Raw genomic sequence first — 26,217 nt, forward strand, 5'->3', positions numbered from 1 at the left:
CGGCCCCGGCACGGACACTTCCCCCTCGGCCGCCCCGGCGGATGCACGACACCGGGCACCGCCGGCCGTCCAGCCGGGTGGAGCATCGGCACCGGCCGTCCGAGGGGGCGAAGGGACGTCAGGTACGCGACGGGTCATGCCGGGTGCCCGCGGGCCGGGGCGCTCGGCCACGACGCCCGCGGCCCGACGTCGATCATCAGGTGACGTCAGAGCAAGCCGTCCCACATCTGTTCCAGCAGGACCGACCACCAGCTCTCCGGCGAACCGAGTGCCGCCGGGTCGAGCGCGGCCAGCTGGGCCTGGAAGTCGACGGTCCAGCGGCCCGCCTGCTCCTGGTTCAGGCCGAAGCGCAGGCGCCACATCCGCCCGAGCAGCGCGAGGCTGCGGGCGAACTCGGGCAGCCCGGTGTTCACGAACTGCGGCGGTACGGATGCGCCGCCCGGGCCCGCCTCGACCGGTACGGCCACGATGTTCGCCGTGCCGTACTGGACGCAGATCGCCTTGCCGAAGTCGCTGCCCATGACGAGGTACGAGCCCGCGTCCGAGGCCGGCTGCACCCCGCGTTCCTGGGCCAGTTCGGCGAGCGTGGGGACGGGGCGGCCCGGCTGGGCCTGGGCCCAGAAGAACGGGTTCATGTCCACGGGCAGTCCGGCCACGACCAGGGTGTGCGCCACGACCGGGGGCACGCCCTGCCGGGACACAGCCGCCTGGTCGAACCGGAAGATCCCCGGTCCGAACGCCGCCGCCAGCTCCTGACCGATCGCCTCCGGCGGAATCGGCGGCGCGGGCTGCACCGGCGGCAGCGGCGCGCGCACCGGCGCCGGTCGGGCGGGCCCGTCCGCGACCTGGTGCAACTCGCCCTGGTGCGCGATGAGTTGGGCCATGCCCTGCTGACGGCTCGCGTGGTCCGTGCCGTACGGGGCGATGCTGGTGATCCTCGCCTGCGGCCAGCTCTCGCGGATCATCCGCGCACAGTACGCGCCCGGCAGTTCACAGGACTCCAGCTCCGTGTGGAGCTCCAGCACCTGCTGCGGGGGCACGTTCATCGCGCGCAGCTCGTGCAGGATCTGCCACTCCGGGTGTGGGGTGCCGGGCGCCGAGCGCCGGATGAGCTGCTGCTCGGAACCGTCCTGCGCGCGGTAACGGAGTACGGCCTGATAGCCGGGGCCGACGGTCGGCTGACCCTGCTGCGGGTAGCCGTAGGCCGGAGGCTGCTGGCCCGGCATGGGCTGACCGGGCATGGGCCGGCCTGGTGTCGGCCCGCCGCCCATGGAGGGCTGGCCCGGCATCGGCTGACCCGGCGTCGGATGCTGAGGCACACCCGGCGGCATCCCCGGAGCCTGCGGCGGCGGCGGAGTAGCCGGGCCTGCGGGACCGGGACCGGACAGCATCGTCTGGGCGTGGTGGACCCCACCGGAGGGCGTGCCGCCCGGAGGGTTCGGGGCGCCGGGCGGCTGCGGCGCACCCGGCGGAGGCGTACCCGGGGTGCCGGGAGCGCCCGGCGGCTGAGGCGCGCCGGGGCCGGAAGCGCCACCGGGGCCGGGACCGGAGAGCATGGTCGCCGCGTGGTGGACGCCACCCGAGGGCGTACCGCCCGGAGGCTGCGGCGCACCCGGCGGAGGCGTACCCGGCGTGCCGGGCCGGCCGGGGGCACCGGGCGGGCCCGGCGGCTTGGGGCCACCGGAGCTGGCGCCGGGCTGGTTCGGGTCGGCGAACACGGTGGCCTGGTGGTGGACGCCACCCGACGGCGTACCCCCCGGAGGGTTGGGAGCTCCGGGCGGCTGCGGAGCACCGGGTCCTCCGGGCGCGCCCGGCCCCTCGGGTCCGTCAGAACCGAGCTGCGAAACGAGTTGCGTGGGGACATACCCACCGCCTCCCGAGGCACCCGGCGCGCCGGGGCCGGACGGCGGAGGCGTACCCGCCGGCCGCGCACCCGGCGTCCCGGGCGCACCCGGCGGAGGCGGCGTAGTCGCGCCACCGCCGCGTGCCCCGCGCGGCGGCGACTGCGCCTTGCTGGTCGCGGCGTCGGCGATGTCACCGGCATTCGGCGCCAACGGCCGCCCCGGCGCACCCGAACCGGAGGGTGGCTGCGGCGCGTTGGGCCCGGCGGGCGGCTGCGGCGCACCAGGCCCAGCGGGCGGCGGCGTGCCCGGAGCAGCGCCGGGCGCCTGCGGGTAACCGTGCGAGGAACCGGGCGGCGGAGTACCGGGCGCACCCGGAGGCGGGGCCCCATGCGCACCGGGCCCCTGCGGGTACCCGTACGAGGAACCCGGAGGCGGAGTACTGGGCGCACCCGGAGGCGGAGCCCCATGCGCACCAGGCCCCTGCGGGTACCCGTACGAGGAACCCGGAGGCGGAGCACCAGGCGCACCCGGAGGCGGTGTCCCCTGTGGACCACCCGGAGCGGACGCACCGGGCCCCTGCGGATACCCGTACGCCGAACCGGGCGGCGGCGTACCCGGCGCGCCCGGCCCCTGCTCGTCGTCGACGGCCGGGCCCACCGCCGTGCGCGGAAGCCGGCTGCCGCCGTGCATCATGGCGGTCTTGGCGTCCGGCGGCGTGGGCGGCGGCGTCCTGCCGTCGTCGTCGGCGTCGCTCAGCGGCGGTGAGAACACCGTCGCGGGCAGCGGCACCGAACGGTCCTCGCCCGCGTCGGCGTTGGTGTCGGTCCCGGCCCACGGGGTCTCCGCGGGAGGCGTACCGGGCCCGTCAGCGGAACCCGGCTCGGAACTGCCCCCGGCGGCCGGCCACGACGGAGCACCGGGAGCGGACGACCCGCCCGGCGACATCCCGGACGGCGAACTCCCGCCCCCCGACGCCCCATTGGCGGACCCGGCGTCGGCAGAGGCGGCAGCAGGACGAGCCCCCGCTCCCTCGGACGAACCCGAGGACGAACCGGCAGAACCGGGCGAACCGGCAGAGCCCAGCGACGAACCGGCGGACGAACCGGGCGAACTGGCAGATCCCGAAGGCGAACCCGCCCCCGACCCTTCCCGCCGGTTCGGAATCCCCATCCGGTCCGCCGCCTCCTGCAACCACTCCGGAGGAGTCAGCAGGAACGACGTCTGGTTCAGATCCACCCGAGCCGGAGGCGCCGGCGCCGGATCGGGGGCCGCGTCCGGCAGCCCGTACTCCTCCTCGTACCGGCGAATCACCTCACCCACCGGCAGCGAGGGCCACAACGTGGCCTCTCCGCTGTCCCGCGCGATCACGAGCCGCTGTGCGCCGCCGTCGGAGCGCGGGCCCTCGGCCCGGTCCTCCGCCCAGACGACGAAGCCGAGTTCGAACTCCCGCACCCGCACCTCACGATGCTGGTACGAGGGCACATCACCGTTGATCCACTCTTCCGCGCGCTCCTGCGCCTGCGCGAAGGTCACCATCGGACGTTCACTCCCCCACCGAAGAGACGGACACGGCTCGCGCGAAGCCGCCGTCCACCATCAGGTTCGCCACGGTCTCCAGCTCCGGCGGATTGCCCGCGAGCCGGCCCAGGAACTGGTCGAAGTCGTCACCACAGGGCAGCAGCAGCCGCTGCACCCGCTCGGCCGGCGGCCACGCGTCCTGGTCACGGGCGTCGTCGAACGCGCAGAACCACACCGACCCGACCCGCTCGCCCTTCACCTTCACCGCGAGCAGCCCGCCCTGGACGAAGCCCACTCCCAGGTAGTCCTTTGTGAGGTGGTCGCGCAGGCACTTGTTGACGTACACCAGGTCGTTGACGGCCGCCTCGTCGCGCACCGTGAAGAACGGCTGGTCGACCAGCAGACCCAACTCGGCGTCCAGCGCGGCCCCCACCGGAGCACAGCCGCCCGCCGCTTTCAGGAACGAGCGATAGGCGCCCGGAAGCCGGTACCCCAGGTCCTCCTCGACGCTCTGCACCTGCGGCTCGGTCACCGCGACCGATGTCTTCGGCAGCCCGAAGTGCACGGGCCGCGTCTCCTGCAAGGGCCGCGTACCCCTCTTGTTCTGGTCGACGGCCGCCGTCGCGAGCCCGCCGTGATGCCGCAGCAAGGCCTTCACATCGACCGGCACCAACTCCAGGCGCCGCGAACCCGGCACGTGGTGCCAGGTCCAGCCGTGCGGAGTCGCCACCGCCGGGATGGTGTCCCACAGTTCGTGCCCCGTGGCCGCCATCGCCGCGTTCGCCGACACATAGTCCGTCAGCCGCAGTTCATCGACACCGAAGCCCTCGGGCGGCTCGGCGATCTCCGCCGCGGCACGCGCATAGCCCGAGAAGTCGGGGTAGCCGTACTCGTCGACCCGTACACCTCTCGGGTGACGGGCGGCCCGGACCGGGTCCGGAAAATGTACGACCTGCCCGGCATAGGCCGCGTTCGGCGGCGCGGCTTGCTGCCCGAGCCGACCTGTCGTCATGGCGGTTGCCCCCTGCGGCGTTCCGATTGGATCGTGGATGTCGACAGCCTATGCGGTTGTACGACACCGGTCACCGGGCCTCCGGTTCTGCCCCGGCCGGACATGCCCCCAGTACCGTGACCTGCCGTCACCCTGCCGTGACCCTGCGACGAAGAACAGGCGTGTCGGGTGGCCTCAGCTTCCCCACCAGCTACGGAGTTTGGCACTCTGTCCCCGCACCCGGGGGCTGTGACAACAGCGGCCGCACCGCGGGGATGGGGAGGAAACAAGATCATGAGCGCCACGCAGACGGGCACATCCGGTGACCCACGGGTCGGCTGGAGCAGCACCGAAAGACCCCACGCGCCTGCCCTCCGCCACCGCCGCGACGGCATACTGCCCACCGTCGCCGCCGCCCTTTCCGTACGCGGCGCCACCCTCACCGGCACGGCCGCACGCGGCGACCAGCTGCCCGAGCTCCACCCGCTCGTACGGGACTTCCTCGACACCCTCACGAGCGCCCAGCGCGACCGCTTCACCGGCCGGTGCGCCGAGACGATCCTCATCTCCCGGCATCTCGGCGCCGCCGACACGGCCCGCTCCAAACGGGCCGCCCGCAAACCCATGACCAACGGCGAAGCCCGCAAATCCCTCAAGAACGCCAAGCTCACCGCCCGCTACATCCGCGAGGACGGCGACCCGCTGCACGGCAGCTTCGCCGCGCCCTGCCGCTCCTGCACCGCGCTCAGCGCCCACTTCGGCGTACGCATCGTCGACCCGACGACACCGGGGGCGTGAGCCTTCCCACACGTACACACGTATCTATCTGCACCGCAGGAATGCCGCACAGACGAACGTAGGACCCATGCACGCCGACCGCTCCACCTCCACGACCCGCTTTCCCGTACCCGTCGACGCCGCGCTGCGCGCCGCCGGGTGGCAGCCGGGCCGCTGGGACATAAAGCAGGCCGAGTACTGGGCCGACGCCCTGCGCAACCACGAGTCCCCGGCCGGACACCGGCACGCCGTGTTCCCGGCGGCCGTCGAAGCGTGGGCTGAATTCGGCGGACTCCACGTGCCCGTCTCGGGTCCCGGCCGGCAGGTCGCCCCGTCCCCTCTTCACCTCGACCCGCTGCACGGCCTGCACATGGCCCGCACGCTCGCCGACCTCGGCCGGGCCCTGGACGCCCAGGTCTGCCCGCTGGGCGAGGAATCAGAGAGCCGCGCGCTGCTCGCGATCGACTCCGAGGGACGCGTCTACACGCTCGACCACACCGGCGACTGGTACCTGGGCCCCGATGTCGACCGTGCGCTGGCGGGGCTGTTGTCGGGCATCGAGCCGGTACGCCTGACGACTGGCTGAACCTGCTGGTTCCGGGGCTCTCTCAGCCTTCCGCGGGAATCACCGCGGACACCCGGAACCCACCCGCGTCCGTAGGCCCCGACACGAACACCCCGCCCAGCGCGGCAACCCGTTCCTTCATGCCCACCAGGCCGTTCCCCCCGCTCGGCAGGCGCGCGTCCGAGGCCGCCTCCAGTATCGGCGGCGGCTCGTTCTCCACCTGCATGGCGATCTCCGCCGAACGATGCGCCAGCCGCACATGCGTCTTCGCACCCGCCGCATGCTTGTGGACGTTCGTCAACGCTTCTTGCACCACGCGGTACGCGGTCTGCTCCACCTCCGGCGCGTACGCACGCGAATCGCCGTCGACCGACAGATCCACGGCCATCCCGGCCGCCGCCGACTGCCCGAGCAGCTCGTCGAGATCGGCCAGGCACGGCCCGTCGCCACCCTCGTCGTCGACGGCCCGGGACGCCGCGGCGGCTGCCGCGGCACCGACCGCCGCGAGCGGCACCGGCTGTGTCCGGGGTGACAGACCGTCTCCCGTACGCAGCACACCCAGCATCTCCCGCAGCTCTGTCAGTGCCTGCCGGCCCATGTCCCCCACGAGCGCCGCGTTCCTGACGGCCTTCTCGGGATCCTTCCGGGCAATGGCCTGAAGGGCCGCCGCATGTACGACCATCAGGCTCACCCGGTGCGCGACCACGTCGTGCATCTCACGGGCGATCCGCGTCCGCTCCTCGTTCCGCGCCCACTCGGCCCGCTCCTCGGCCCGCTCGGCCAGCAGCTGCAACTCCCGCTCCAGGGAGTCGGCCCGCTCCCGCAGGCTCTCCATCAAGCGGCGCCGCGCACCCACATACAAGCCGAGAAGAATCGGCGGCGCGGTCAAGCCCAGAGAGGTCGTCAGCGACAAGAACGGCACGGCCCACTCGCCGAACGCCACATCGCCGCGTACGACGCCCTGATGCGCCCGCACATACGCGACGATCAGCACCCCGACCATCGACATCGACGCAAGCGCACCGATGATCCGCCGCGGCAACTCGGAGGCGGCCAGCGTGTAGAGCGCGACGATCCCCATCAGAAAGCCCATCGCGGCAGGCGTGATCGCGATCGAGACAAGAACGACAGCAATCGGCCACCTGCGCCGAAACAGCAGTACGGACCCCGCCAACGCCCCGAAAACCATCCCCGCCGGCTCCGGCAACCCCGCATCCCGAGCGAACGGGATCCCCTCGAACGCGCACTCGACAGCGGACACCAACGCGAGCCCGCCATCGAGCCACGCACCCCGCCACCGCACCCACCACCACGGCCCCGTCCCGGCCGCGGTGCCTTCTTCCCCCGTCGTGGTCATGCCTCCAGCCTACGTTCGTCCACCCCACCTTTTCCGGCGACTTTCCCGCACTGGCCTACACCACAGCCCGTAATCGAACAGAGGCGAAAGCGCCCCGTATGGTGCCGCGGGAGAAACCGGGCGCGGCCCGTCAGTCGCGCCGGCGGGCGTTGAGCCGGGCGGCCTGGCGCGTCAGGTGGGCGCGCTCGGCGAGGTTGGGTGCCTTGTGGGCCGCCTCGGCGTACAGACGTGCCGCCGTCGCCAGGTCGCCGTCGCGCTCGTGGAGGTAGGCCGCCACCGCGGTGTGGCGGGGCAGTGAGTCGTCCAGCGCCGCGAGTGCCGCCAGGCCGGCGCGCGGTCCGTCCGCCTCACCGACGGCCACCGCACGGTTGAGGCGGACGACCGGGCTGTCGGTCAGGCGCGCGAGCTCGTCGTACCACTCGACGATCTGCACCCAGTCGGTCTCCTCGGCGGTGGGCGCATCGGCGTGGAGTGCCGCGACGGCGGCCTGGGCCTGGAACTCGCCGAGCCGGTCGCGGGCGAGGGCCGCCTGCAGGATCTCCACGCCCTCGGCGATCACTGTCGTGTCCCACCGGCCGCGGTCCTGCTCCGCGAGCGGCACCAGGCTGCCGTCGGGCGCGGTCCGGGCGGCGCGCCGGGCGTGGTGGAGCAGCATGAGGGCGAGCAGCCCCGCCACCTCGGGGTGGTCGATCGCGGCCGCGAGCTGCCGGGTGAGCCGGATGGCCTCGGCAGCGAGGTCGACGTCGCCGGAGTAGCCCTCGTTGAAGACCAGGTAGAGGACGCGCAGCACGGTGGCGACGTCGCCGGGCTGGTCGAACCGCACGCCGGAGACGGTGCGCTTGGCCCGGCTGATGCGCTGCGCCATGGTCGCCTCGGGCACCAGGTAGGCCTCGGCGATCTGGCGGGTGGTCAGCCCGCCGACGGCGCGCAGCGTGAGCGCGACGGCGGACGACGGCGTCAGCGACGGGTGGGCGCACAGGAAGTAGAGCTGGAGCGTGTCGTCCACCGCGGGCGCCGGCCCGGGCGCCGGCTCCTCCTCGACGCGGTCCTCACGCCGGCGGCGGGCGGTGTCGGCGCGCGTCGCGTCGAGGAACTTGCGCCAGGCCACGGTGACCAGCCAGCCCTTGGCATCCCGCGGAGGGTCGGCGGTCCAGACCCGGAGCGCCTCGACGAGCGCGTCCTGCACGGCGTCCTCGGCCGCCGCGAAGTCGGCTCCGCGGCGGACGAGGATGGCGAGCACGCTCGGCGTGAGGCTCCGGAGCAGGGCCTCGTTCATCTGAGTCGTCACTCCGTGATGGTGGGCGTCACGCCGTAGAACGGGCGCAGCTCCAGCCACTCGTGGATCGGCTTGCCGCCCGCCCCAGGGGCGGCCGACAGCTCCCCGGCCAGCTCGACGGCGCGCTCGTAGTTGTCGACATCGATGATCATCCAGCCGGCGATGAGGTCCTTGGTCTCCGCGAACGGTCCGTCGGTGACCGGCGGGCGCCCCTCACCGTCGTAGCGGACCCACGCTCCCTCGGGGGCGAGCGCCTGGCCGTCGACGAACTCGCCGGTCTTCTCCAGCCGGGCCGCGAAGTCGTTCATGTACTGCACGTGTGCCGAGATCTCCTCCGGGCTCCACTGGTCCATCGGCACGTTGTTGACCGGAGCCGGGGCGCCTCGGTAGTGCTTGAGCAGCAGGTACTTGGCCATCGTGTTTCTCCTCGGTGCTGGTGCGATCCATTGTGGTCGCGTTCACAGCAGGGACGGAGCCGGTCACGCGTTCTCGACATCGCCGTCCGACTTTTTTTCGGCTCTCCTGGATGTGCCTGGGTGAGCCGTCTCGCGGCGTCCGGGTCCACGGCGTGGCGCGAGGACGCAACGGAGCGAGGCCGCCTGGTCATCTACGTCACCCAGAGCGCCAAGTTGTATCGTCGCGTGGAAGGCGCCTGGTACGGCATAGTGTTGGGAGCCCACACGGCGACCTGGCTGGATGTCCGGCTCGGTCGATTTCATTCCCCCGTGGTGTAATTGGCAGCACTGTGGCTTTTGGTGCCATCTGTCCGGGTTCGAGTCCTGGCGGGGGAGCCCTGCTCGGTTCGGGGCCTGCCCCAGGAAGACGGGGTCGGGCCCCGAACACATTTCCTCCGCACAACGCCCCGGTATCCTGCCGATGTCCGCACCCCAAAGACATCAGACATCGCAGTCATCAAAGCCGAAGGGCAAAACCCGTGAGCGCCATTCGCCCGGCAGCCGTAGTCGTTCTCGCAGCGGGTGAGGGCACCCGTATGAAGTCGGCCACACCGAAGGTTCTGCACGACATCTGTGGCCGTTCCCTTGTGGGGCATGTGCTTGCCGCCGCGCGGGAGTTGGAGCCCGAGCAGTTGGTCGTCGTGGTGGGACATGCGCGGGAGAAGGTTGCCGCGCATCTCGCCGAGATCGATCCGGATGTGCGTACGGCCGTGCAGGCCGAGCAGAACGGGACCGGGCATGCGGTGCGGATGGGGCTGGAGGAGCTGGGCGGCGGCGTCGACGGGACCGTGGTGGTCGTGTGCGGTGACACTCCCCTCCTCAGTGGCGAGACGCTTCAGAAGCTCGCGGCGACGCACACCGCCGACGGGAACGCCGTGACCGTGCTCACCGCCGAGGTTCCGGACGCGACCGGTTATGGGCGGATCGTGCGTGACGGGGTCTCGGGGGCTGTCACGGCGATCGTCGAGCACAAGGACGCCACCGAGTCCCAGCGTGAGATCCGTGAGATCAACTCGGGTGTGTTCGCCTTCGATGGCCAGCTCCTCGCGGATGCGCTCGGCAAGGTCCGTACGGACAACAGTCAGGGTGAGGAGTACCTCACCGACGTCCTTGGCATCCTGCGCGAGGCCGGGCATCGGGTCGGGGCTTCCGTGGCCGGCGATCACCGTGAGATCGCGGGGATCAACAACCGCGTACAGCTGGCCCAGGCGCGTCGCATTCTGAACGACCGGCTTCTGGACCGGGCCATGCTCGCCGGTGTGACGGTGGTCGACCCGGCGACCACGTGGGTCGATGCGACGGTCACGTTCGAGCAGGACGCGATCGTGCATCCGGGTACGCAGTTGCATGGCGAGACGCATCTGGGCGAGGGCGCGGAGGTCGGCCCCAACTGCCGCCTCAAAGACACCAAGGTGGGTGCGGGCGCCCGGGTGGACAACACGGTGGCGAACGGTGCCGAGGTCGGGCCTCAGGCGAATGTGGGGCCGTTCGCGTATCTGCGTCCGGGTACGCGGCTGGGGCTGAAGGCCAAGGTGGGGACGTACGTCGAGACGAAGAACGCGTCGATCGGCGAGGGTACGAAGATTCCGCATCTGTCGTACGTGGGCGATGCGACGATCGGCGAGTACTCCAACATCGGCGCCGCGAGCGTCTTCGTGAACTACGACGGTGAGGCCAAGCACCACACCACCGTGGGTTCACACTGCAAGACGGGTTCGGACAACATGTTTGTGGCTCCTGTCACGGTCGGGGACGGTGCCTACACCGCGGCGGGCTCGGTCATCACCAAGGACGTGCCGCCCGGTTCGCTGGCCGTGGCCCGTGGCCAGCAGCGGAATATCGAGGGTTGGGTGGCTCGGAAGCGTCCGGGGAGCGCGGCCGCGAAGGCGGCTGAAGCGGCTTCCCGCGAGGCCGAAAGCGAAAGCTGACCAGAAATCGGCGCCTCTGCGACGGCGTACCGTGATAGGTGCACATCCGCACACCCAGCTGGAACCACCGTGTGACGACCGGCTGAGAAACCTCTGAGGAGACAGTGCTGTGACCGGGATCAAGACGACCGGCGAGAAGAAGTTGATGTTCTTCTCCGGCCGCGCCCACCCCGAGCTTGCCGAGGAGGTCGCCCAGCAGTTGGGTGTCGGGGTTGTCCCGACCAAGGCCTATGACTTCGCGAACGGCGAGATCTACGTCCGTTACGAGGAGTCGGCGCGTGGTGCGGACTGCTTTGTGATCCAGAGCCACACGGCTCCGATCAATCAGTGGGTCATGGAGCAGTTGATCATGATCGACGCTCTGAAGCGGGCTTCCGCTCGGAGCATCACGGTGATTGTGCCGTTCTACGGTTACGCCCGTCAGGACAAGAAGCACCGGGGACGTGAACCGATTTCGGCGCGTCTGATCGCGGACCTGATGGCGACGGCGGGTGCCGACCGGATCCTGACGGTCGATCTGCACACGGATCAGATTCAGGGTTTCTTCGATGGCCCGGTGGATCATCTTTTCGCGCTGCCGCTGCTCGCGGACTATGTGGGCAAGAAGGTGGATCGCACGAAGCTGACGGTGGTTTCGCCGGACGCCGGCCGGGTGCGGGTGGCGGACCGCTGGTGTGACCGTCTGGGCGCTCCGCTGGCGATCGTGCACAAGCGTCGTGACAAGGACGTGGCGAATCAGGTCACGGTGCACGAGGTGGTCGGTGATGTCGAGGGCCGGGTGTGTGTGCTGGTCGACGACATGATCGACACGGGTGGCACGATCTGCGCTGCGGCGGATGCGTTGTTCGCGCACGGTGCGGAGGATGTGATCGTGACGGCGACGCACGGCGTGCTGTCGGGCCCGGCCGGGGACCGGCTGAAGGGCTCGAAGGTCAGTGAGTTCATCTTCACGAACACGCTGCCGACGCCAGGTGAGCTGGAGCTGGACAAGATCACGGTGCTGTCGATCGCGCCGACGATCGCGAGTGCGGTGCGTGAGGTGTTCGAGGACGGTTCGGTGACGAGCCTGTTCGAGGAGCACTGAACCCGGACAGCAGTAAACCCGGACAGCAGTAGACCCGGACAGCAGTAGGCCGGTCAGCAGGCCGGATGCTGTCCTGAAGATCGATTTCTGGTACGGCCTTCCCGCCGCGTAAGCTGTCACAGTTGCTCGGCGAGGGAGGCCGTACGGCGTTGTGAAAGGCGCTGGTACGGCGGTCCGTAATCGACGCGCTCTTCGTAGCAGGCCGTTGTTTGGCCGGGTGACCACGTTCCCCTTTATCTACGAGGAGTGATGAGCATGGCCGAGGTGAAGCTCGCCGCCGAAACGCGTACCGAGTTCGGCAAGGGTGCGGCGCGTCGTATCCGCCGTGAGAGCAAGGTTCCCGGTGTGCTGTACGGCCACGGTGGCGAACCGGTTCATGTGACGCTGCCGGGTCACGACCTGCTGCTGGCGCTGCGTACGCCGAACGTTCTGCTTGCCCTCGAGATCGACGGCAAGAAGCAGCTGGCGATTCCGAAGGCCGTTCAGCGTGACGCGATCAAGGGCTTCCTTGAGCACGTGGACCTGCTGCTGGTGCGCAGTGGCGAGAAGGTCAACGTCGAGATCTACGTCCACACCGAGGGCGACCTGGCTCCGGGTGCCTTCCTTGTCGAGCACGTGCTGAACGCGCTGCCGGTCGAGGCCGAGGCCACGCACATTCCGGAGTCGGTGACCGTGTCCATCGAGGGCCTGGCGGCCGGTGACTCCATTCTCGCGAAGGACGTGCCGCTGCCGGAGGGTACGACGCTGGGGATCGACGAGGACGCTGTTGTTCTCCAGGTTCTGTCCGCGCAGGCGGAGGAGCCGACGGAGGAGGGCGAGGGCGAGGGCGAGGCCGCGGAGGCCTGATCCCGCCCTGTCGTCGTTTCGCCGGCCGCCGTTCCTCCGGGAGCGGCGGTCGGCGCGTATGAAGGAGACATGCACGTGACGAGCGACGCCGGGGCCCCCTGGTTGGTGGTGGGGCTGGGTAATCCGGGGCCCGAGTATGCGATGAACCGGCACAATGTGGGGTTCATGGTGGCCGATCTGCTGGCCGAGCGGATCGGGGGGAAGTTCAAGCGGGCCGGGAAGGCGCAGGCTCAGCTGGTGGAAGGGCGGATCGGGCCGCCGGGGCCGGGGAGTCGGCGCGTGGTGGTGGCCAAGCCGATGTCGTACATGAATCTGTCGGGCGGTCCCGTGAACGCCCTGCGGGACTTCTACAAGGTGCCGGTCGCGAACATCGTCGCCGTCCATGACGAGCTGGACATCGACTACGGCGTGCTGCGGCTGAAGCTGGGCGGTGGCGACAACGGTCACAACGGGCTGAAGTCGATGACGAAGGTGATGGGTTCGGACTATCACCGGGTGCGGTTCGGGATCGGGCGGCCTCCGGGGCGTATGCAGGTCGCGGATTACGTGTTGAAGGACTTCTCGTCGGCGGAGCGCAAGGAGCTGGACTACTTCGTCGACCGGGCGACCGATGCGGTGGAGTGTCTGGTGATCGATGGGTTGACGCGGGCGCAGAGTACGTACAACTCCTGACTTGTCCCCGGTGTGAGCAAGCCGAAGTTGACCGAGCGCAGGGGGATGGCCAAGGATCTCCGCCATGTCTGCCCTCACCTCCCGCCCGAGCGCAGGCTCCGCGCTGCGGTTCGGGCGGCTCGCGACGATGGGGACGGTCGCGGTGCTTCTACTGATCGCCGGCGTCTGGGCCTCGTGGGGTACCGCGCAACACGTGATGCTCACCAAGGGGCGTGAGCGCGGGACGATGACGGTCACTCGGTGCGCGGACGATCGCTGTACGGGGTCGTACGCGCCGGTGTCCGAGGGGTCGACCCCTCGTGACCGGGTCACCATCTCGAGCACGGTGGTGGTGGAGAAGGGCGAGACGTATGCGGTGGTGGTGAAGCCGGGGAGCGACCAGGTGGTCCGTACGGGGCCCGGCGGGCTGCTTTATGCATGGGTTCCGCTCGGGGGTGCGCTGCTTCTCGCTTCGCTGGTGGTGGCAGGGGGACTGCGGCTGTCACGGCTTGCGTGGGTGTTGGGCGGCGCGGGGTTGACGTTGCTGACGGCGGCGTTCGTGGCCCTGTGAGGGTGTTTCGCCCCCGCCGCCGTTACCCTCCCCCACTCTCGGCTTCGCTCGAGCGGGGGGACCCCCACCATCCCGGGGCCAGCCCCGGGCAGCCCCCAGACCCCCGCTCCTCAAACGCCGGAGAGGCTGATTTTGCGCGGCTCTGGGCTGAATTCCGCCGCCCAGGCGAAACTTTGCAGCCCAGGCCGGCATCAACCAGCCCGTCCGGCGATTGAGGACGAGGCCGTTCAGGCCGATCGGGGGTATGGGGGCGCAGTCTGGGGGCGCAGTCTGGGGGCGCAGCCCTCAGCGGGGTCCAGGGGCAGAGCCCATGGCGGGGTTCGGGGCCGGCCCCGGGATGGTGGGGGTCCCCCGAAACCCGCCGCCCCTCCAAGCCGTCACCCCGTGTTGCGCAACCCCGCTGCCACCCCGTTCACCGTCAGCAGCAGCGCCCTCGACAGGAGCGGATCCGGGTCGGCGCCCGAAGCCGCCGCGTCACGCTGGCGCTTCAGCAGAGCTACCTGGAGGTACGAGATCGGGTCCAGGTAGGCGTCCCGGATCGTGAAGGTCTGCTTGAGGACCGGCTGGGCGTCCAGGAGTTCCTGTTCACCGGTGATCCGGAGGACCTCCCTCAGCGTCAGCTCGTGTTCGGCCGCGATGGTTTCGAAGACGTGCTTCAGGTCGTCGGGGACCAGCGTGTCGACGTAGTGGCGGGCGATCCGCAGGTCCGTCTTGGCGAGGGTCATCTCGACGTTGGAGACGAAGTTGCGGAAGAAGTGCCACTGCTCGTGCATTTCCTCCAGAACGCTGTCGAGACCCGCCTCGCGCAGCGCCTTCAGGCCCGAGCCGACGCCGAACCAACCCGGCACGATCTGCCGCGACTGGGTCCAGCCGAACACCCACGGAATGGCCCGCAGCCCGTCGAGGCCCGCACCGGAGTCGGGCCGCCGCGAAGGCCGGGAGCCGAGGTGCAGGTCGGCGAGCTGGTCGACGGGGGTGGAGGCGAAGAAGTACGCGGGCAGGTCCGGGTCCTCGACCAGGCGGCGGTACGCGGCATGGGCGGCGTCCGAGACGACGTCCATCGCCGCGTCCCAGCGCGCCAGCGCCTCGCCGGGCTGACGCGGGGCCGTGTGGAGGGCGGAGGCCTGGAGGGTGGCGGCGACGGACAGTTCCAGGTTCTCCCGGGCCAGCGCGGGGATCAGGTACTTGTCCGAGATGACCTCGCCCTGCTCGGTGACCTTGATCTCGCCTTCGAGGGTTCCCCAGGGCTGGGCGAGGATCGCGTCGTGCGTGGGACCACCGCCCCGGCCGACGGTGCCGCCGCGGCCGTGGAAGAGGCGAAGGCGTACGCCGTAGCGGTGGGCGACGTCGCGCAGCCGCCGCTGGGCACGGTGGATCTCCCACTGGGAGGTGGTGATGCCGCCGAACTTGGAGGAGTCGGAGTACCCGAGCATGACCTCCTGGACATCGCCCCTGAGCGCCACGAGCCGCCGGTAGGAGGGGTCGGCGAGCATGCCCTCGAGGATGGTGTCGGCCGCGCGCAGCTCGTCCGTCGTCTCCAGGAGCGGCACGATGCCGATCTTCGCCCAGCCCGCGTGCAGGTCCATCAGCCCGGCCTCGCGGGCGAGGACGGCCGCGGCGAACACGTCGTCCGCGCCCTGGCACATGGAGATGATGTACGACTCGACGACCTCGGGTCCGAAGACCTCCAGGGCCCGCTTGACCGTCCCGAACACCCCGAGGGTCTTCTGCCCGGCCGCGTCCAGCGGGGCCGGAGTCGGGGCGAGGGGCCTGCGGGAGCGCAGTTCCCTGGCGAGCAGCTTGTGCCGGTACTCGCGCGGCATGTCCTCGTAACGCCATGACTCCTCGCCGAGCCGGTCGAAGAGCTGGCCGAGCGCGTAGTGATGGGCGTCGGCGTGTTCCCGTACGTCCATGGTGGCGAGCTGGAGACCGAAGGCCGCGAGCGTGCGGATCGTACGGTTCATGCGGCCGTCGGCGAAGAGCGCACCGCGGTGTTGGCGCAGGGACGTCTGGATCAGCGTGAGGTCACGCAGCAGCTCGGAGGTCCCGAGGTAGTCGTGACCTTCCTCGTGCGGGATGCCCTTGGCGAGCCGCTGCTTGGTGTTCTCCAGCTTCTGCCGGATACAGGTGGCCTTGAGGCGGTAGGGCTCCTCGGCGTTGAGGCGCTTGTAGCGGGGGCTGATCTCCGGCAGGTTCTCCAGGTCGGCCTGGAGGGACTCCAGCAGTTCCTCGGTCGCGCCCGAGTAGCGGATGGAGTTGGACAGGAAGCCGCGGAGTTCGTCGATCATCTCCAGGGCGTCATTGATGCCGTGCTCGTGCTGGAGGATCAGTACGTCCCAGGTCACCTGGGGGGTGACGTTCGGGTTTCCGTCGCGGTCGCCGCCGATCCAGGTGCCGAAGGTCAGCGGGCGGGTCTCGTCGGGCAGTTCGACGCCGACGCGTTCCAGCTCGGCGGTCAGATCCTCGAGGACGTCGCCGACTGCGCCGGCGTGCAGTTCGTCCAGGTAGTAGATCGCGTTACGGGCCTCGTCGGCGGGCTCGGGGCGTACGACGCGCAGCTCGTCGGTCTGCCAGACGAGGTCGATGTTCTCGGCGAGACGGGTGTCGTAGCGGCGGCGGTCCGCCTCGATGACGGGGGTATCGAGGAGGGCGGCGATCCGGCGCAGCTTGTTGAGGACGGAGCGGCGGGCGGCCTCGGTCGGGTGGGCGGTGAAGACCGGGCGAACATTCAGGTGCCGTACGGTCGCGCGCAGGTGCTCGGGATCGGCGTCCTTGAGCCGGTCCGCCGTACGCGCGAGGAGTCCGCCCTCGGCGGCCCGCTTGGCGCGCAGCTCGCGGCCACGGTGCACCTGCTCGGTGACGTTCGCGAGATGGAAGTACGTCGAGAAGGCGCGGACCAGCTTGGCGGCGGTCTCCAGTTCCGTGCCGCGCAGCAGCTCGGCGGCGGCCTCGCCGTTCTCACGGGTGAGGCGACGCACCTTTTCGACCAGTTCGAGGAGCTCGGGGCCCTCCTGGCGTACGAGGGTCTCGCCCAGCAGGTCGCCCAGGCGGCGGATGTCGGCGCGCAGCTCACTGCTGGTCGTGGTGGTCTGGTCGTCGGCACTGCTCACAGGTGCGGCTCCTTGCAGTGGTGAAGCTCATCTGAGGCTCGGCTGAGTGGGGAACCCCCGGAACCCGTCGGCCTGCGGCAGCGGTGGCCGCATAGCAAGAGGGCATCCGGGAAGTTAAGAAACAGAGCGGACCGCGCTGTCCGACCGATTCCAAGGATAGGTCTCGATGCGGAGGCGCAGACTCTCGGCCTCTTGCCGCCGGGCTGAGCGCTGCCATACTTACGACGCCGTAGGTTACGGAACCGTAGGCATGACATACGGCGCCGTATGCCCGTACATCCGGCATCGTCTCAATCCACGAACCCCACAGGGGACGCCCCATGACCACAAGCTCCGATGTGATCGACGACGCCCCGAAGGCGCATAACGACACTTCGCTCCCCTCCGCCACGCTGGGCGGCGAGCAGAAGCGCTCGATCGAGCAGATCACGCTCCTTCTCTTCATCACCGTCCCGTTCCTCGCGCTGCTCGCGGCCGTACCGCTGGCCTGGGGCTGGGGAGTGAGCTGGCTGGACCTCGGTCTACTGGTGTTCTTCTACTACCTCGGCTGCCACGGCATCACCATCGGTTTCCACCGCTACTTCACGCACGGCTCCTTCAAGGCCAAGCGCCCGCTGCGGATCGCGCTCGCGATCATGGGCTCGATGGCGGTGGAGGGCCCGCTGGTCCGCTGGGTCGCCGACCACCGCAAACACCACAAGTTCTCCGACGCCGAGGGCGACCCGCACTCGCCGTGGCGCTTCGGCGAGACGGTCCCGGCTCTGATGAAGGGCCTGTGGTGGGCGCACATCGGCTGGATGTTCGACGAGGAGCAGACGCCGCAGGAGAAGTACGCGCCGGATCTGATCAAGGACGGGGCGATCCGTGCGATCTCCCGCCAGTTCATTCTGTGGGCCCTGCTTTCGCTGGCGCTTCCGCCGCTGATCGGCGGTCTGGTGACGATGTCCTGGTGGGGAGCCTTCACGGCGTTCTTCTGGGGCTCACTCGTCCGGGTGGCACTGCTGCATCACGTCACCTGGTCCATCAACTCGATCTGTCACGCGGTGGGCAAGCGCCCCTTCAAGTCGCGTGACCGCTCGGGCAACGTGTGGTGGCTGGCCGTACTGTCCTGCGGCGAGTCCTGGCACAACCTGCACCACGCCGATCCGACGTCCGCCCGGCACGGCGTGGAGCGCGGACAGGTGGACTCCTCGGCACGGATCATCCGCTGGTTCGAGATGCTCGGCTGGGCGTACGACGTGCGCTGGCCGTCACGCTCGCGTATCGATTCCCGCCGGAACCCCGATGGGAAGGGCTCCCGGCAGAAAACAGAGGCCGCCGAGGCGGCATGATTGACGGCGTGGCCGACTCCAGCACACCCAGCAACGACAAGCCGAGGCGTGCGCGCCGGACCCGGATGACGGGGGCGGAGCGACGCCAGCAACTCCTGGAGATCGGCCGAACGCTCTTCGCCGCCAAGGGCTTCGAGGGCACGTCGGTGGAGGAGATAGCGGCGAAGGCCGGGGTCTCCAAGCCGGTGGTGTACGAGCACTTCGGCGGCAAGGAGGGCCTGTACGCGGTGGTGGTGGACCGTGAGATGCGGCGCCTGCTGGACATGGTGACCAGCTCCCTCACGGCAGGCCACCCCCGCGAACTGTGCGAGCAGGCGGCGTTCGCGCTGCTCGACTACATCGAGGAGTACACGGACGGGTTCCGCATCCTCGTCCGCGACTCCCCCATCCCCCAGTCCACGGGTTCCTTCGCCTCGCTGATCTCCGACATCGCGACCCAGGTCGAGGACATCCTGGGCCGCGAGTTCAAGAGCCGAGGCTTCGACCCGAAGCTCGCGCCGCTCTACGCCCAGGCCCTGGTCGGCATGGTCGCCCTGACCGGCCAGTGGTGGCTGGACGTACGGCGCCCGAAGAAGGCCGAGGTGGCCGCCCATCTGGTGAATCTGGCCTGGCACGGCCTTGACGGGCTGGAGGCGAAGCCGCGCCTCATCGGGCACCGCAAGAGCTGAGGAGCGGCCGGTTCGGCGGGGCCGGCCGTTCAGCCGGCCCTGAGTCCGCCGTCAGTCGGTCCTCAGTCGTCCTCGATGTCGCGGGCGCTCAGCGCCAGGTCGTTGGTGGCGGAGAAGAACGGTCTGATCCGGGTAGGGCCACGCTGAGCATGGTCGAGGACGACCGCCGGCACGACATCCGTCTTCTTGCGCTCCACGATGTCCCCACTGATCCTGCCCATCGGGATCGTCCCGTCGGCGGTGGACAGCCGCAGATCCCAGAGGTCCTGTTCCGTGGTGCGCCGCGCCATGACCTCCTCGTACCGGACGGTGAAGCGGATGCTGTCGGCGCCCGCGGGACTGGCGGGCACGGAGAAGTCGTACGCCCGCTCCGTCCGGGACACCGCCTGCACCATGACCCCGGCCCCGGCCGCGAGGCCGGTGGCCCCGTGCAGCGAGACGGTGACGGAGACCGAGCGCTCGCCGACCTCGATCTGCTCGGCCTCGGCATGGGCGGGCCGCAGCCAGGTGCGCAGGGCGAGGAAGCCGTCGGCGGTGGTGTACGGGATCCACGCGCTCACACCGTCGGGTTCGCGGACTGTGAGAGGTCTTCGGAGCAGAGGCGCCTGCTCGACGAGGCGGGCGGTGAGGCGCGTGCGGGTGCCGGAGCCGGTGCCGCGCGGGGCGACGTAGCAGTCCCAGCGGCCCTCGGCGAGGCTGTGCTCGGCTCGGTGCAGGGTGACGCGGGCGCCGGTGTCCGGGGAGTCCGGGTCCGGGAGCACGGGGAGGCGGACCTCCTGCTTGGCCGGGTCGCGGCGCAGACGCAGGACGAAGTCCAGGGGCCCAGCGGGCAGTTCGGCCGTGTCCAGCAGGACGGTCAGGCCGCCTTCCGCTGTCGCGCGGGCGTGTGCGGTGGGCTGCGGGGTGCTCTCCGGGGCGGCGGGCCTGGCCGGGCGGGACAGGACGGTGCGGCTCAGGCGCCGGATCAGGGCCGCGCTTCCGCCGGCCAAGGTGCGGCGGCGGTTGCGGGACAGTTCGTCGATGAGCGCTTCGTAGCGGGGGGCGATGGCGGAGGGGGCGTAGGTCGCGGCCTTCTCCCGGGCGCCTGCGGCCATGTTACGGCGCAGTTCGGGGTCCGCGACAAGGCGCTTCAGTCCGTCGGCGAAGGCGTCGACGTCGCCGGAGAGCGGTACGAGGAGTCCGTCCTGGCCGTCGGTGATGATCTCGCCGGGTCCGTGCGGGCAGTCGGTCGCGACGACCGGGACGCCGCAGTGCATGGCCTCGACGATCGTCATGCCGAACGACTCCATGTCGGAGGAGACGGCCGCGATCGCACCCTTCGCCCACTCGGTCTCGATGGGCGACACGGGTCCCATGAGGAAGGCACGGTCGTACAGCCCGAGCCGCTCGATCTGCTCCCGCAGCCTCGTCTTCTCCGGCCCGCGTCCGTAGATCCGCAGGGTCCAGGCGGGGTGCTCCGTGGCCACCTTGGCGAAGGCCGATACCAGCCGGTCGTACCGCTTGACGGCGATCAGACGTCCGGCCGCCACGATGACGCGGGAGTCCAGGGAGGAGGGGAGGACGGCCGGGGTGCGCACGCCGTTGGGTACGCAGACGATCCGCGTCGTCACCGCGGGCAGTGCGGCGCGGTACTGCGCGGCGTCCGCCTCGGACACGGTGACGAATGCGTCGAGGCCCGCGACGGCTCTGTTCTGGTGATCGCGCAACAGGTCGCCGTGGGCGTCGAGGCTCAGGTGTTCCTGGCCGATCCGCAGATAGCGGGGCCGGCCGTCGCGGGCGAGATAGCCGTTGAGGTCCGGGCGGGTGGAAATCACCACGTCGGCGTCGGTGTCCCTGAGGTAGCCGCCGATGCGCTCGTCCTGAAGGGCCGAGTACGGCAGCTTCGACGAGTACTTGGCCGCGCCCGTGTCGGGAAACATCGTGCAGGGCTGCCGGGTGAGTTCATGCGCGCCCTCGTAACCCGGGGTGCCCTCGCGCATGTCGATCAGCGAGGTCAGCCGTACGCGCGGGTCGAAGGGGAGCGCCGGTTCGTCCGCTACGCGGTGCACGCTGACGACCTCGACGTCGTGGCGGTCGGCGAACGCGGCCGAGAGGTTCCCCGTGGAGCGGATGGTGCCGCCGATTCCGTACGCGTTGTTGATCAGGAAAGCGATCTTCACAGCGTTCTCGGCTTCACTCGAACAATCCGGAGTCTGTATACCACCGAAGAATTCCTCTCAGGAAGCGGAGCCGCTCCGCGGAAACAGCAGCAGGGCAGGCTGACGCCACCAGAAAGCGGCAGCAGATAAGAAAGGCAAGAACAACACGCCTGGTCACAGACCCCCCTGCGGATCCGAACCCTAGCAAACGCCAGCTGAATTTACACCGAAGAAACAGGTGACATGTGGCATACGTTCGGCCCGTCGACCAGAAGCGGAACGGGTTCATCTAATTGGCCGAAACGGGAAATGATTGCGCTGGAAACGAGACAGACACGGGAGCCCCTCTTACCCGCACCGTGCCACCGGGCCGAACTGTCAAGCCGAGCGCAGTGGAACCGTCTCCAGCAGCTGCGCAGCCATCCGCGCAGCGGACCCCGCCGTCTCCATGGCTATCCGACGGAACGTCTCCTGGGCTTGGCGGGCCGGCCACTCGGGGGGCAGGTGCTGGACCGGCAGCCGAGGGTCCGTACGTATGATCCGCAGCCATTCGGCGACCAGTCGGAGCCGCGTGGCGACGGGGTCGGCCGGTGGCGACACGGCCGCCCACCGCTTGTCGAAGGCGACGTATCGCGCCGCGATGCTCTCCAGGTCCCAGCTCTCGCGGATCATCAGGCCGACGTCGGTGAACGCGTCGGCGCGGGCGTGGAAGACCTTGACGTGGGCGTCGAGGCCGAGTTCGGAGATGGCGCCGCGGACGTCGGCATGGCCCGGGGCGATCCACAGCCCGCTGTAGAGGGCGCCGAAGCCGGACCAGGTCAGCCGGGAACGCAGGTCGTGGCGCTGGCGCTGCCAGGACTCGGGGAGGGAGAAGCCGAGCAGGGTCCAGGTGCCGTCCCAGTCCTCGTTGACCGCGCCGTCGCGCCAGATGCGCTGTCCGCCGTCCTCGAGGATCCGGACCGCCTGCGGGGTGAGCCCGAAGAACATCTTGCGGCCCTCGCGCTGGCGCCGCAGCAGACCCCGGTTGACCATCCGCGTGAGCGTGGAGCGTACGGCCTGCTCTCCTGTCCCGACCCTGGCGAGCACGTCGATGATGCTGCCGGAGTAGACGCACAGGTCGCCTTCGTCCAGGACGTGGTTGCCGAAGAAGGCGAGCACGAGCGACTGAGGGCGCGGATGCGGGGCGTCAGCCATGTCAGCGGCATCAGGGGTGTCCGTCGTGGCCGTCATGTCTTGCTTGTCGTCCTCCACAGCCGTAAGCGTACGACCGCCCGCGCCGGGGAAAGAACGGGCGGTCGTACGCACCTGTCACCGGCGGTCGGCCGGATGAGCCAGGTCGTACGGGCGGGGGTACGGCGCGGGCCGGTACGGGATGTACCGGGCCGGGGTCGTGGGATCGGCAGCGGCGGCCGTGGCGTTGAGCGACGCGGGATCCGTGCCCTTCCAGTGGCCTGCGGTGAGCCGCTTCTCCAGGGTGTGCAGTGCGGCTGTCTGCTCGGCCGGGCTGAAGGTGCAGTGGCCGGGGTTGTCGACGTACGCCTGGCGCAGGAGCGGTGCCGAGCCGCCTGCCGTGGCGGCCCTGCGGTAGGCACTCTCGACCTGTACGGGGACGAGGGCGTCGCCGGTGGTGTGGATGGTGAGCTGCGGTTTGTGCAGTCGGCCGGTGAACGAGCTGGTGCGGCTCATCCAGTCGACGGCGCCGGGGTCGGCGCTGATGCGCGGGGCCCGGTTCAGGGCGCCCAGGTCCTTCTTCAGGGACAGGCCCGCGTCCTTGTAGAGCTCGGTGACCTCCTTGTAGACGGAGGACTGGCGCAGCATCTTCGTGTAGTCGACGCCGGTGTTCCAGGACATGTTGCCGCCGGCCCGGCTCTCGGCCTCCTGGCGCCAGCTGAACGCGGGCATGCTCAGCATCCCCTGGAGGGCCTGGTACTGGTTGGCCTGCTGGGCGTTCCAGTCGTCCGGGGCGGGTTGGGGCTGCGAGGCGTCGTTCCAGCCCGGGATGTTGTGGAGTGCGGCGGCGAGGGCGATGCGGGCGCGGCCCTCGGTGGTGGCCTGGGCGTCGGTGACCGTCTTGCCCATGGTGCCGGCGGCGGCTGCCGCCGAGGCCTGGTCGGCGAAACCGGTCAGCTGGACGGAGGAGCCGGGCGCGAGCAGGGTCTTGAGGGCGAAGACGGGGTCGAGGGTGTTGTTCCAGTTGGCGACACCGCCGTGGACGAGCCCGCACATGGCGAGCGAGCCGTCGATGCGCCCGGGGTGCCGCTCGGCGATGGCGGTGGTGACCAGGCCGCCGTACGACTGCCCCCAGGCGATGGTGCGCCGTGCCTCGCCCGACCGCTCGGTGAACACGTCGAGAGTGGCGAGCTGGTCGGGCACGGCGTCCGTCACCGCCCAGCCGTTGGTGGCGTACGAGGAGCCGATGAGCGCGTAGCCCTTCTCGAGGAGAAGCGCCTTCGTCGCGTCGTCGGGGGCGTTCTGGGCGGCGAGGGGCGATCCGACGGGCCGGTAGCCGTGGCTGAAAAGCAGGACGGTGCCGTTCCAGTCGGCGGGCTTGTCCATGACGTACTTGGCGCCGGACGGGAGGGTGCCTTCGATGTGCTCGGCGGGCGCGTCGGCGTACGCGGGAGCCGTGGCGCCGGCCGCGGCGGCGAGCAGGAGGGCGGCAAGGGCGGCGGTGCCGCGCGGTCGTAACGTGCGGGCGCGGGTGCGGGCGGGGGAAGTCACGAGGTCATCGGCTCCTTGGAGGAGGGGGTGTGGGGGGTGGTGGCTCCGGGCCCGGCTCCGGCTCCGGCTCCGGCTCCGGCCAGTGAGTCGCGGTGCGTCTCGCGCAGGAACCAGACGGTCAGCGCGGTGATGGTGGCGCCCCCGCACAGCAGCAGGGCGATCGAGGTCGAGCCGCCGCCGTCCGCGGCGACCAGGCTTCCGGCGATCATCGGGGAGAAGCCGGCACCGACGAGGGTGGCGAGCTGATAGCCGAGGGAGGCGCCGGTGTAGCGGACGCGAGTGCCGAACATCTCGGTGAGCAGCGCGCCCAGCGGGCCGTACATCGTCGACTGGGCGACACCGTGGCCGAGGGCGATCGCCAGGATCAGCAGGCCAGGTGACTTGGAGTCGACCAGGGCGACCACCGGGAAGGCCAGCGCGGCGGAGGCGATGGCGCCGGCGAGTACGACCGGGCGGCGGCCGATCCGGTCGGACAGCGCGGACGCGCAGGGCAGGACGACGAGCGCGACGCAGGCGGAGACGGTGAGGGCGGTCAGCACCTGCGGGCGGGCGTAGCCGATGCCGGTGGCGTACGCGATCATGTAGCTGGTCAGCAGGGACTGTGCGGTGAAGGCGCCGATGCCGACGCAGCAGGCGAGCAGCAGCGGGCGGGGCCGCCGCAGTACGTCCACTACGGGCAGCCGGGACTCCTTGCGCTCCTTCTTCACCTCGGCGAACAGCGGGCTCTCGACGACCTTCAGGCGTACGAACAGGCCGACGCCGAGCAGGACGACGCTGAGCAGGAAGGGCACGCGCCAGCCCCAGGCGGCGAACTCGTCCCGGGGCAGCGTGACGACGAGGGTGACCACGGCCGACGACAGGAGGGAGCCGAGCGGCGCTCCCATCTGCGTGAAGCTGGACCACAGTCCGCGTCGCCGTTCCCCGGCGTGCTCGACGACCATGAGGGTCGCGCCGCCCCATTCGCCGCCGATGGCGAGGCCCTGTACGACGCGCAGGGTGATGAGCATGACGGGTGCCCAGACGCCGACGGTTTCGTACGTGGGCAGCACGCCGATGAGGAAGCTGGCGCCGCCCATCAGGCCCATGGTCAGCAACAGCATGGACTTCCGGCCGAGCCGGTCGCCGAAGTGGCCGAAGACGATGCCGCCGAGAGGGCGGGCGACGTAGCCGGCGGCGAAGGTGCCGAACGCGGCGATGGTGCCGACGGCGGGGTCGGCACCCGGGAAGAACAGTTCGCCGAAGACGAGCGCTGCGACGGTTCCGTAGACGAGGAAGTCGTAGAACTCGACGGCGGTACCGAGGAGCCCGGACAGCGCGACGCGACGCAACTGCCGCGCGGATTCCGGGGAGCGGGGTGGGGGTGGGGAGGCAGATGGGGACGGGGGCATCGGGGGTCTCCCTTGAGCGGGGGGAGGGACATCGCGAAGATAGGCGCCTTAAAAACGGCCGTCAATAATCTGCACAACATCAAGCCACGGCCCGGCACCCCCGAGGCCGACCTGCCGCCCTCACCCCTTCCGGGCGACGGCGAAGAGGCGACGGAAGGGGAACACGGTGCCCTGTTCCCCGGCCGGATACGCGGTGCGCAGGGCGGCGCGGTACTCGGCGACGAAGGCCTCGGCCCCATCGCCCAGCTCCGTCAGGATCGGACGCAGACTCGTCCCCTTCACCCAGTCCAGGACCGGGTCCTCGCCCGTCAGGAGGTGCAGATACGTCGTCTCCCAGACGTCGGCTTCACAGCCGAGGCCGGTGAGGGCCTGGAGATAGTCGGCGGGTTCGTGGACCGCGCCGTCATGGCGGAGCGTTCCGGCCAGGCGGTCCTTCCAGCGCGCGGAGTGGGCGAGTTCGCGCATCAGGCGGTGGCTGGGGGCGTCGAAGTTGCCCGGCACCTGGAAGGCGAAGGTGCCGCCGGGGGCGAGGCCGTCCACCCAGGCGGGGAAGCGGGCCACATGGTCCGGTACCCAATGCAGAGTGGCGTTGCTGACGATCAGGTCGTACGGCTCTGCCGGCGACCAAGTCCCGGCGTCCGCGGCGGCGAAGCCGAGGTGGCCGCCGCCCGGCGTGGGGCCCGCCAGCGATTCGGCGCGGGCGAGCATCTGGGGTGAGCTGTCGAGGCCGGTGATGTGCGCGGTGGGCCAGCGGTCGGCGAGGAGGCGGGTCATGTTGCCGGGGCCGCAGCCGAGGTCGGCGATGCGGGCCGGGTCCCGGGGCAGGGACGGGACGCGGGCCAGGAGGTCCACGAACGGGCGGGCGCGATGGTCCGCGTGACGCAGGTACTGACTCGGGTCCCAGATGGGGGCGGGCGCGGGCACTGGTGGGCCTCCTTGAAGCGGCCGAGAGGGACCTTCAGCCTCACACCCAAATTATCTTGACGTCAAGAGACTTC

At 70.4% G+C, this 26,217-nt stretch carries 20 protein-coding genes and 1 tRNA gene; 10 read left to right on the forward strand and 11 right to left on the reverse strand.

From position 1 onward, the window contains the following. Positions 1–206: 206 nt before the first annotated feature. Positions 207–3,380 (reverse strand): SUKH-4 family immunity protein, encoded by a 3,174-nt coding sequence (locus ACGFNK_RS05395; RefSeq protein WP_393412212.1) that lies wholly within the window; start codon positions 3,378–3,380, stop codon positions 207–209. 7 nt (positions 3,381–3,387) lie between these two features. After that, on the reverse strand, positions 3,388–4,374 hold the full coding sequence (locus ACGFNK_RS05400; RefSeq protein ID WP_386343903.1) for an SMI1/KNR4 family protein: 987 nt from the start codon (positions 4,372–4,374) through the stop codon (positions 3,388–3,390). 273 nt (positions 4,375–4,647) lie between these two features. Here ACGFNK_RS05400 and ACGFNK_RS05405 point away from each other — a divergent pair, with 273 nt between their 5' ends. Together ACGFNK_RS05405 and ACGFNK_RS05410 are read left to right on the forward strand one after the other, a co-directional pair. Next, positions 4,648–5,151, forward strand: coding sequence for a YwqJ-related putative deaminase (locus tag ACGFNK_RS05405; protein ID WP_393412214.1), 504 nt, complete (start codon positions 4,648–4,650; stop codon positions 5,149–5,151). A gap of 67 nt (positions 5,152–5,218) precedes the next feature. Further along, on the forward strand, positions 5,219–5,716 hold the full coding sequence (locus tag ACGFNK_RS05410) for an SUKH-3 domain-containing protein (protein WP_393412216.1): 498 nt from the start codon (positions 5,219–5,221) through the stop codon (positions 5,714–5,716). Between the two features lie 22 nt (positions 5,717–5,738). Here ACGFNK_RS05410 and ACGFNK_RS05415 read toward each other — a convergent pair whose 3' ends face one another. From ACGFNK_RS05415 to ACGFNK_RS05425, 3 genes are all read right to left on the reverse strand, one after another. Continuing rightward, positions 5,739–7,052 carry a sensor histidine kinase gene (locus tag ACGFNK_RS05415; RefSeq protein ID WP_393412218.1) on the reverse strand — a complete coding sequence of 438 codons (1,314 nt, stop codon included), beginning with the start codon at positions 7,050–7,052 and terminating at the stop codon, positions 5,739–5,741. 130 nt (positions 7,053–7,182) lie between these two features. Further along, positions 7,183–8,328, reverse strand: coding sequence for an RNA polymerase sigma factor (locus tag ACGFNK_RS05420; protein ID WP_393413243.1), 1,146 nt, complete (start codon positions 8,326–8,328; stop codon positions 7,183–7,185). A gap of 8 nt (positions 8,329–8,336) precedes the next feature. Continuing rightward, entirely contained in the window at positions 8,337–8,744 is a 408-nt protein-coding gene (locus tag ACGFNK_RS05425; protein ID WP_393412220.1) for a YciI family protein, read from the reverse strand. Between the two features lie 303 nt (positions 8,745–9,047). Here ACGFNK_RS05425 and ACGFNK_RS05430 point away from each other — a divergent pair. The 6 genes from ACGFNK_RS05430 to ACGFNK_RS05455 all read left to right on the forward strand — a co-directional run bounded on the left by ACGFNK_RS05430 (position 9,048) and on the right by ACGFNK_RS05455 (position 13,863). Beyond that, positions 9,048–9,119: transfer RNA gene (locus ACGFNK_RS05430), tRNA-Gln, on the forward strand. Between the two features lie 143 nt (positions 9,120–9,262). Continuing rightward, complete coding sequence (gene glmU, locus ACGFNK_RS05435) at positions 9,263–10,711, forward strand: bifunctional UDP-N-acetylglucosamine diphosphorylase/glucosamine-1-phosphate N-acetyltransferase GlmU (RefSeq protein ID WP_393412222.1); 1,449 nt, start codon at positions 9,263–9,265, stop codon at positions 10,709–10,711. Positions 10,712–10,820: 109 nt separating this feature from the next. Then, complete coding sequence (locus ACGFNK_RS05440) at positions 10,821–11,795, forward strand: ribose-phosphate diphosphokinase (protein ID WP_386343890.1); 975 nt, start codon at positions 10,821–10,823, stop codon at positions 11,793–11,795. Between the two features lie 255 nt (positions 11,796–12,050). Next, complete coding sequence (locus tag ACGFNK_RS05445) at positions 12,051–12,641, forward strand: 50S ribosomal protein L25/general stress protein Ctc (RefSeq protein ID WP_393412224.1); 591 nt, start codon at positions 12,051–12,053, stop codon at positions 12,639–12,641. Positions 12,642–12,710: 69 nt separating this feature from the next. Further along, positions 12,711–13,313, forward strand: a complete 603-nt coding sequence (gene pth / locus ACGFNK_RS05450) for an aminoacyl-tRNA hydrolase (RefSeq protein ID WP_386343887.1) — start codon at positions 12,711–12,713, stop codon at positions 13,311–13,313. A 64-nt stretch (positions 13,314–13,377) separates the two neighbouring features. After that, positions 13,378–13,863 (forward strand): hypothetical protein, encoded by a 486-nt coding sequence (locus ACGFNK_RS05455; RefSeq protein ID WP_386343885.1) that lies wholly within the window; start codon positions 13,378–13,380, stop codon positions 13,861–13,863. Positions 13,864–14,240: 377 nt separating this feature from the next. Here the strand turns inward: ACGFNK_RS05455 and ppc are convergent, their stop codons facing one another. Next, on the reverse strand, positions 14,241–16,973 hold the full coding sequence (gene ppc, locus ACGFNK_RS05460) for a phosphoenolpyruvate carboxylase (protein ID WP_393412227.1): 2,733 nt from the start codon (positions 16,971–16,973) through the stop codon (positions 14,241–14,243). 320 nt (positions 16,974–17,293) lie between these two features. Here ppc and ACGFNK_RS05465 point away from each other — a divergent pair, with 320 nt between their 5' ends. Further along, positions 17,294–18,304: an acyl-CoA desaturase gene (locus ACGFNK_RS05465; RefSeq protein ID WP_393412229.1), complete on the forward strand. Its 1,011-nt coding sequence runs from the start codon at positions 17,294–17,296 to the stop codon at positions 18,302–18,304. Then, positions 18,301–18,972 (forward strand): TetR/AcrR family transcriptional regulator, encoded by a 672-nt coding sequence (locus tag ACGFNK_RS05470; protein WP_344394972.1) that lies wholly within the window; start codon positions 18,301–18,303, stop codon positions 18,970–18,972. Before ACGFNK_RS05465 ends, ACGFNK_RS05470 begins: the two co-directional genes overlap by 4 nt. A gap of 62 nt (positions 18,973–19,034) precedes the next feature. Here the strand turns inward: ACGFNK_RS05470 and ACGFNK_RS05475 are convergent, their stop codons facing one another. The 5 genes from ACGFNK_RS05475 to ACGFNK_RS05495 form a co-directional block, all read right to left on the reverse strand. Further along, complete coding sequence (locus tag ACGFNK_RS05475) at positions 19,035–21,131, reverse strand: glycosyltransferase family 4 protein (RefSeq protein ID WP_393412231.1); 2,097 nt, start codon at positions 21,129–21,131, stop codon at positions 19,035–19,037. 357 nt (positions 21,132–21,488) lie between these two features. Then, the gene (locus tag ACGFNK_RS05480) at positions 21,489–22,340 is read right to left on the reverse strand and encodes a PaaX family transcriptional regulator C-terminal domain-containing protein (protein WP_393413245.1); all 852 of its coding nucleotides are present in this window, start codon (positions 22,338–22,340) and stop codon (positions 21,489–21,491) included. Between the two features lie 78 nt (positions 22,341–22,418). After that, positions 22,419–23,831, reverse strand: a complete 1,413-nt coding sequence (locus ACGFNK_RS05485; protein WP_393412233.1) for an alpha/beta hydrolase family protein — start codon at positions 23,829–23,831, stop codon at positions 22,419–22,421. Continuing rightward, a complete protein-coding gene (locus ACGFNK_RS05490) occupies positions 23,828–25,219 on the reverse strand; it encodes an MFS transporter (RefSeq protein WP_393412235.1) in 1,392 nt (463 codons plus the stop codon). Before ACGFNK_RS05490 ends, ACGFNK_RS05485 begins: the two co-directional genes overlap by 4 nt. A 120-nt stretch (positions 25,220–25,339) precedes the next feature. Beyond that, positions 25,340–26,143: a trans-aconitate 2-methyltransferase gene (locus tag ACGFNK_RS05495; RefSeq protein ID WP_393412237.1), complete on the reverse strand. Its 804-nt coding sequence runs from the start codon at positions 26,141–26,143 to the stop codon at positions 25,340–25,342. Positions 26,144–26,217: the final 74 nt, after the last annotated feature.

This window comes from Streptomyces sp. NPDC048825 (assembly GCF_043198355.1).
GTDB classification, from domain to species: Bacteria; Actinomycetota; Actinomycetes; order Streptomycetales; family Streptomycetaceae; genus Streptomyces; species Streptomyces xiangluensis.

Bases quoted from the DNA above. Each gene is read 5' to 3' on its own strand.
- ACGFNK_RS05395 (WP_393412212.1), bottom strand. From the start codon at position 3,380: ATGGTGACCTTCGCGCAGGCGCAGGAGCGCGCGGAAGAGTGGATCAAC.
- ACGFNK_RS05400 (WP_386343903.1), bottom strand. From the start codon at position 4,374: ATGACGACAGGTCGGCTCGGGCAGCAAGCCGCGCCGCCGAACGCGGCC.
- ACGFNK_RS05405 (WP_393412214.1), top strand. From the start codon at position 4,648: ATGAGCGCCACGCAGACGGGCACATCCGGTGACCCACGGGTCGGCTGG.
- ACGFNK_RS05410 (WP_393412216.1), top strand. From the start codon at position 5,219: ATGCACGCCGACCGCTCCACCTCCACGACCCGCTTTCCCGTACCCGTC.
- ACGFNK_RS05415 (WP_393412218.1), bottom strand. From the start codon at position 7,052: ATGACCACGACGGGGGAAGAAGGCACCGCGGCCGGGACGGGGCCGTGG.
- ACGFNK_RS05420 (WP_393413243.1), bottom strand. From the start codon at position 8,328: ATGAACGAGGCCCTGCTCCGGAGCCTCACGCCGAGCGTGCTCGCCATC.
- ACGFNK_RS05425 (WP_393412220.1), bottom strand. From the start codon at position 8,744: ATGGCCAAGTACCTGCTGCTCAAGCACTACCGAGGCGCCCCGGCTCCG.
- ACGFNK_RS05445 (WP_393412224.1), top strand. From the start codon at position 12,051: ATGGCCGAGGTGAAGCTCGCCGCCGAAACGCGTACCGAGTTCGGCAAG.
- pth (WP_386343887.1), top strand. From the start codon at position 12,711: ATGCACGTGACGAGCGACGCCGGGGCCCCCTGGTTGGTGGTGGGGCTG.
- ACGFNK_RS05455 (WP_386343885.1), top strand. From the start codon at position 13,378: ATGTCTGCCCTCACCTCCCGCCCGAGCGCAGGCTCCGCGCTGCGGTTC.
- ACGFNK_RS05465 (WP_393412229.1), top strand. From the start codon at position 17,294: ATGACCACAAGCTCCGATGTGATCGACGACGCCCCGAAGGCGCATAAC.
- ACGFNK_RS05470 (WP_344394972.1), top strand. From the start codon at position 18,301: ATGATTGACGGCGTGGCCGACTCCAGCACACCCAGCAACGACAAGCCG.
- ACGFNK_RS05480 (WP_393413245.1), bottom strand. From the start codon at position 22,340: ATGACGGCCACGACGGACACCCCTGATGCCGCTGACATGGCTGACGCC.
- ACGFNK_RS05490 (WP_393412235.1), bottom strand. From the start codon at position 25,219: ATGCCCCCGTCCCCATCTGCCTCCCCACCCCCACCCCGCTCCCCGGAA.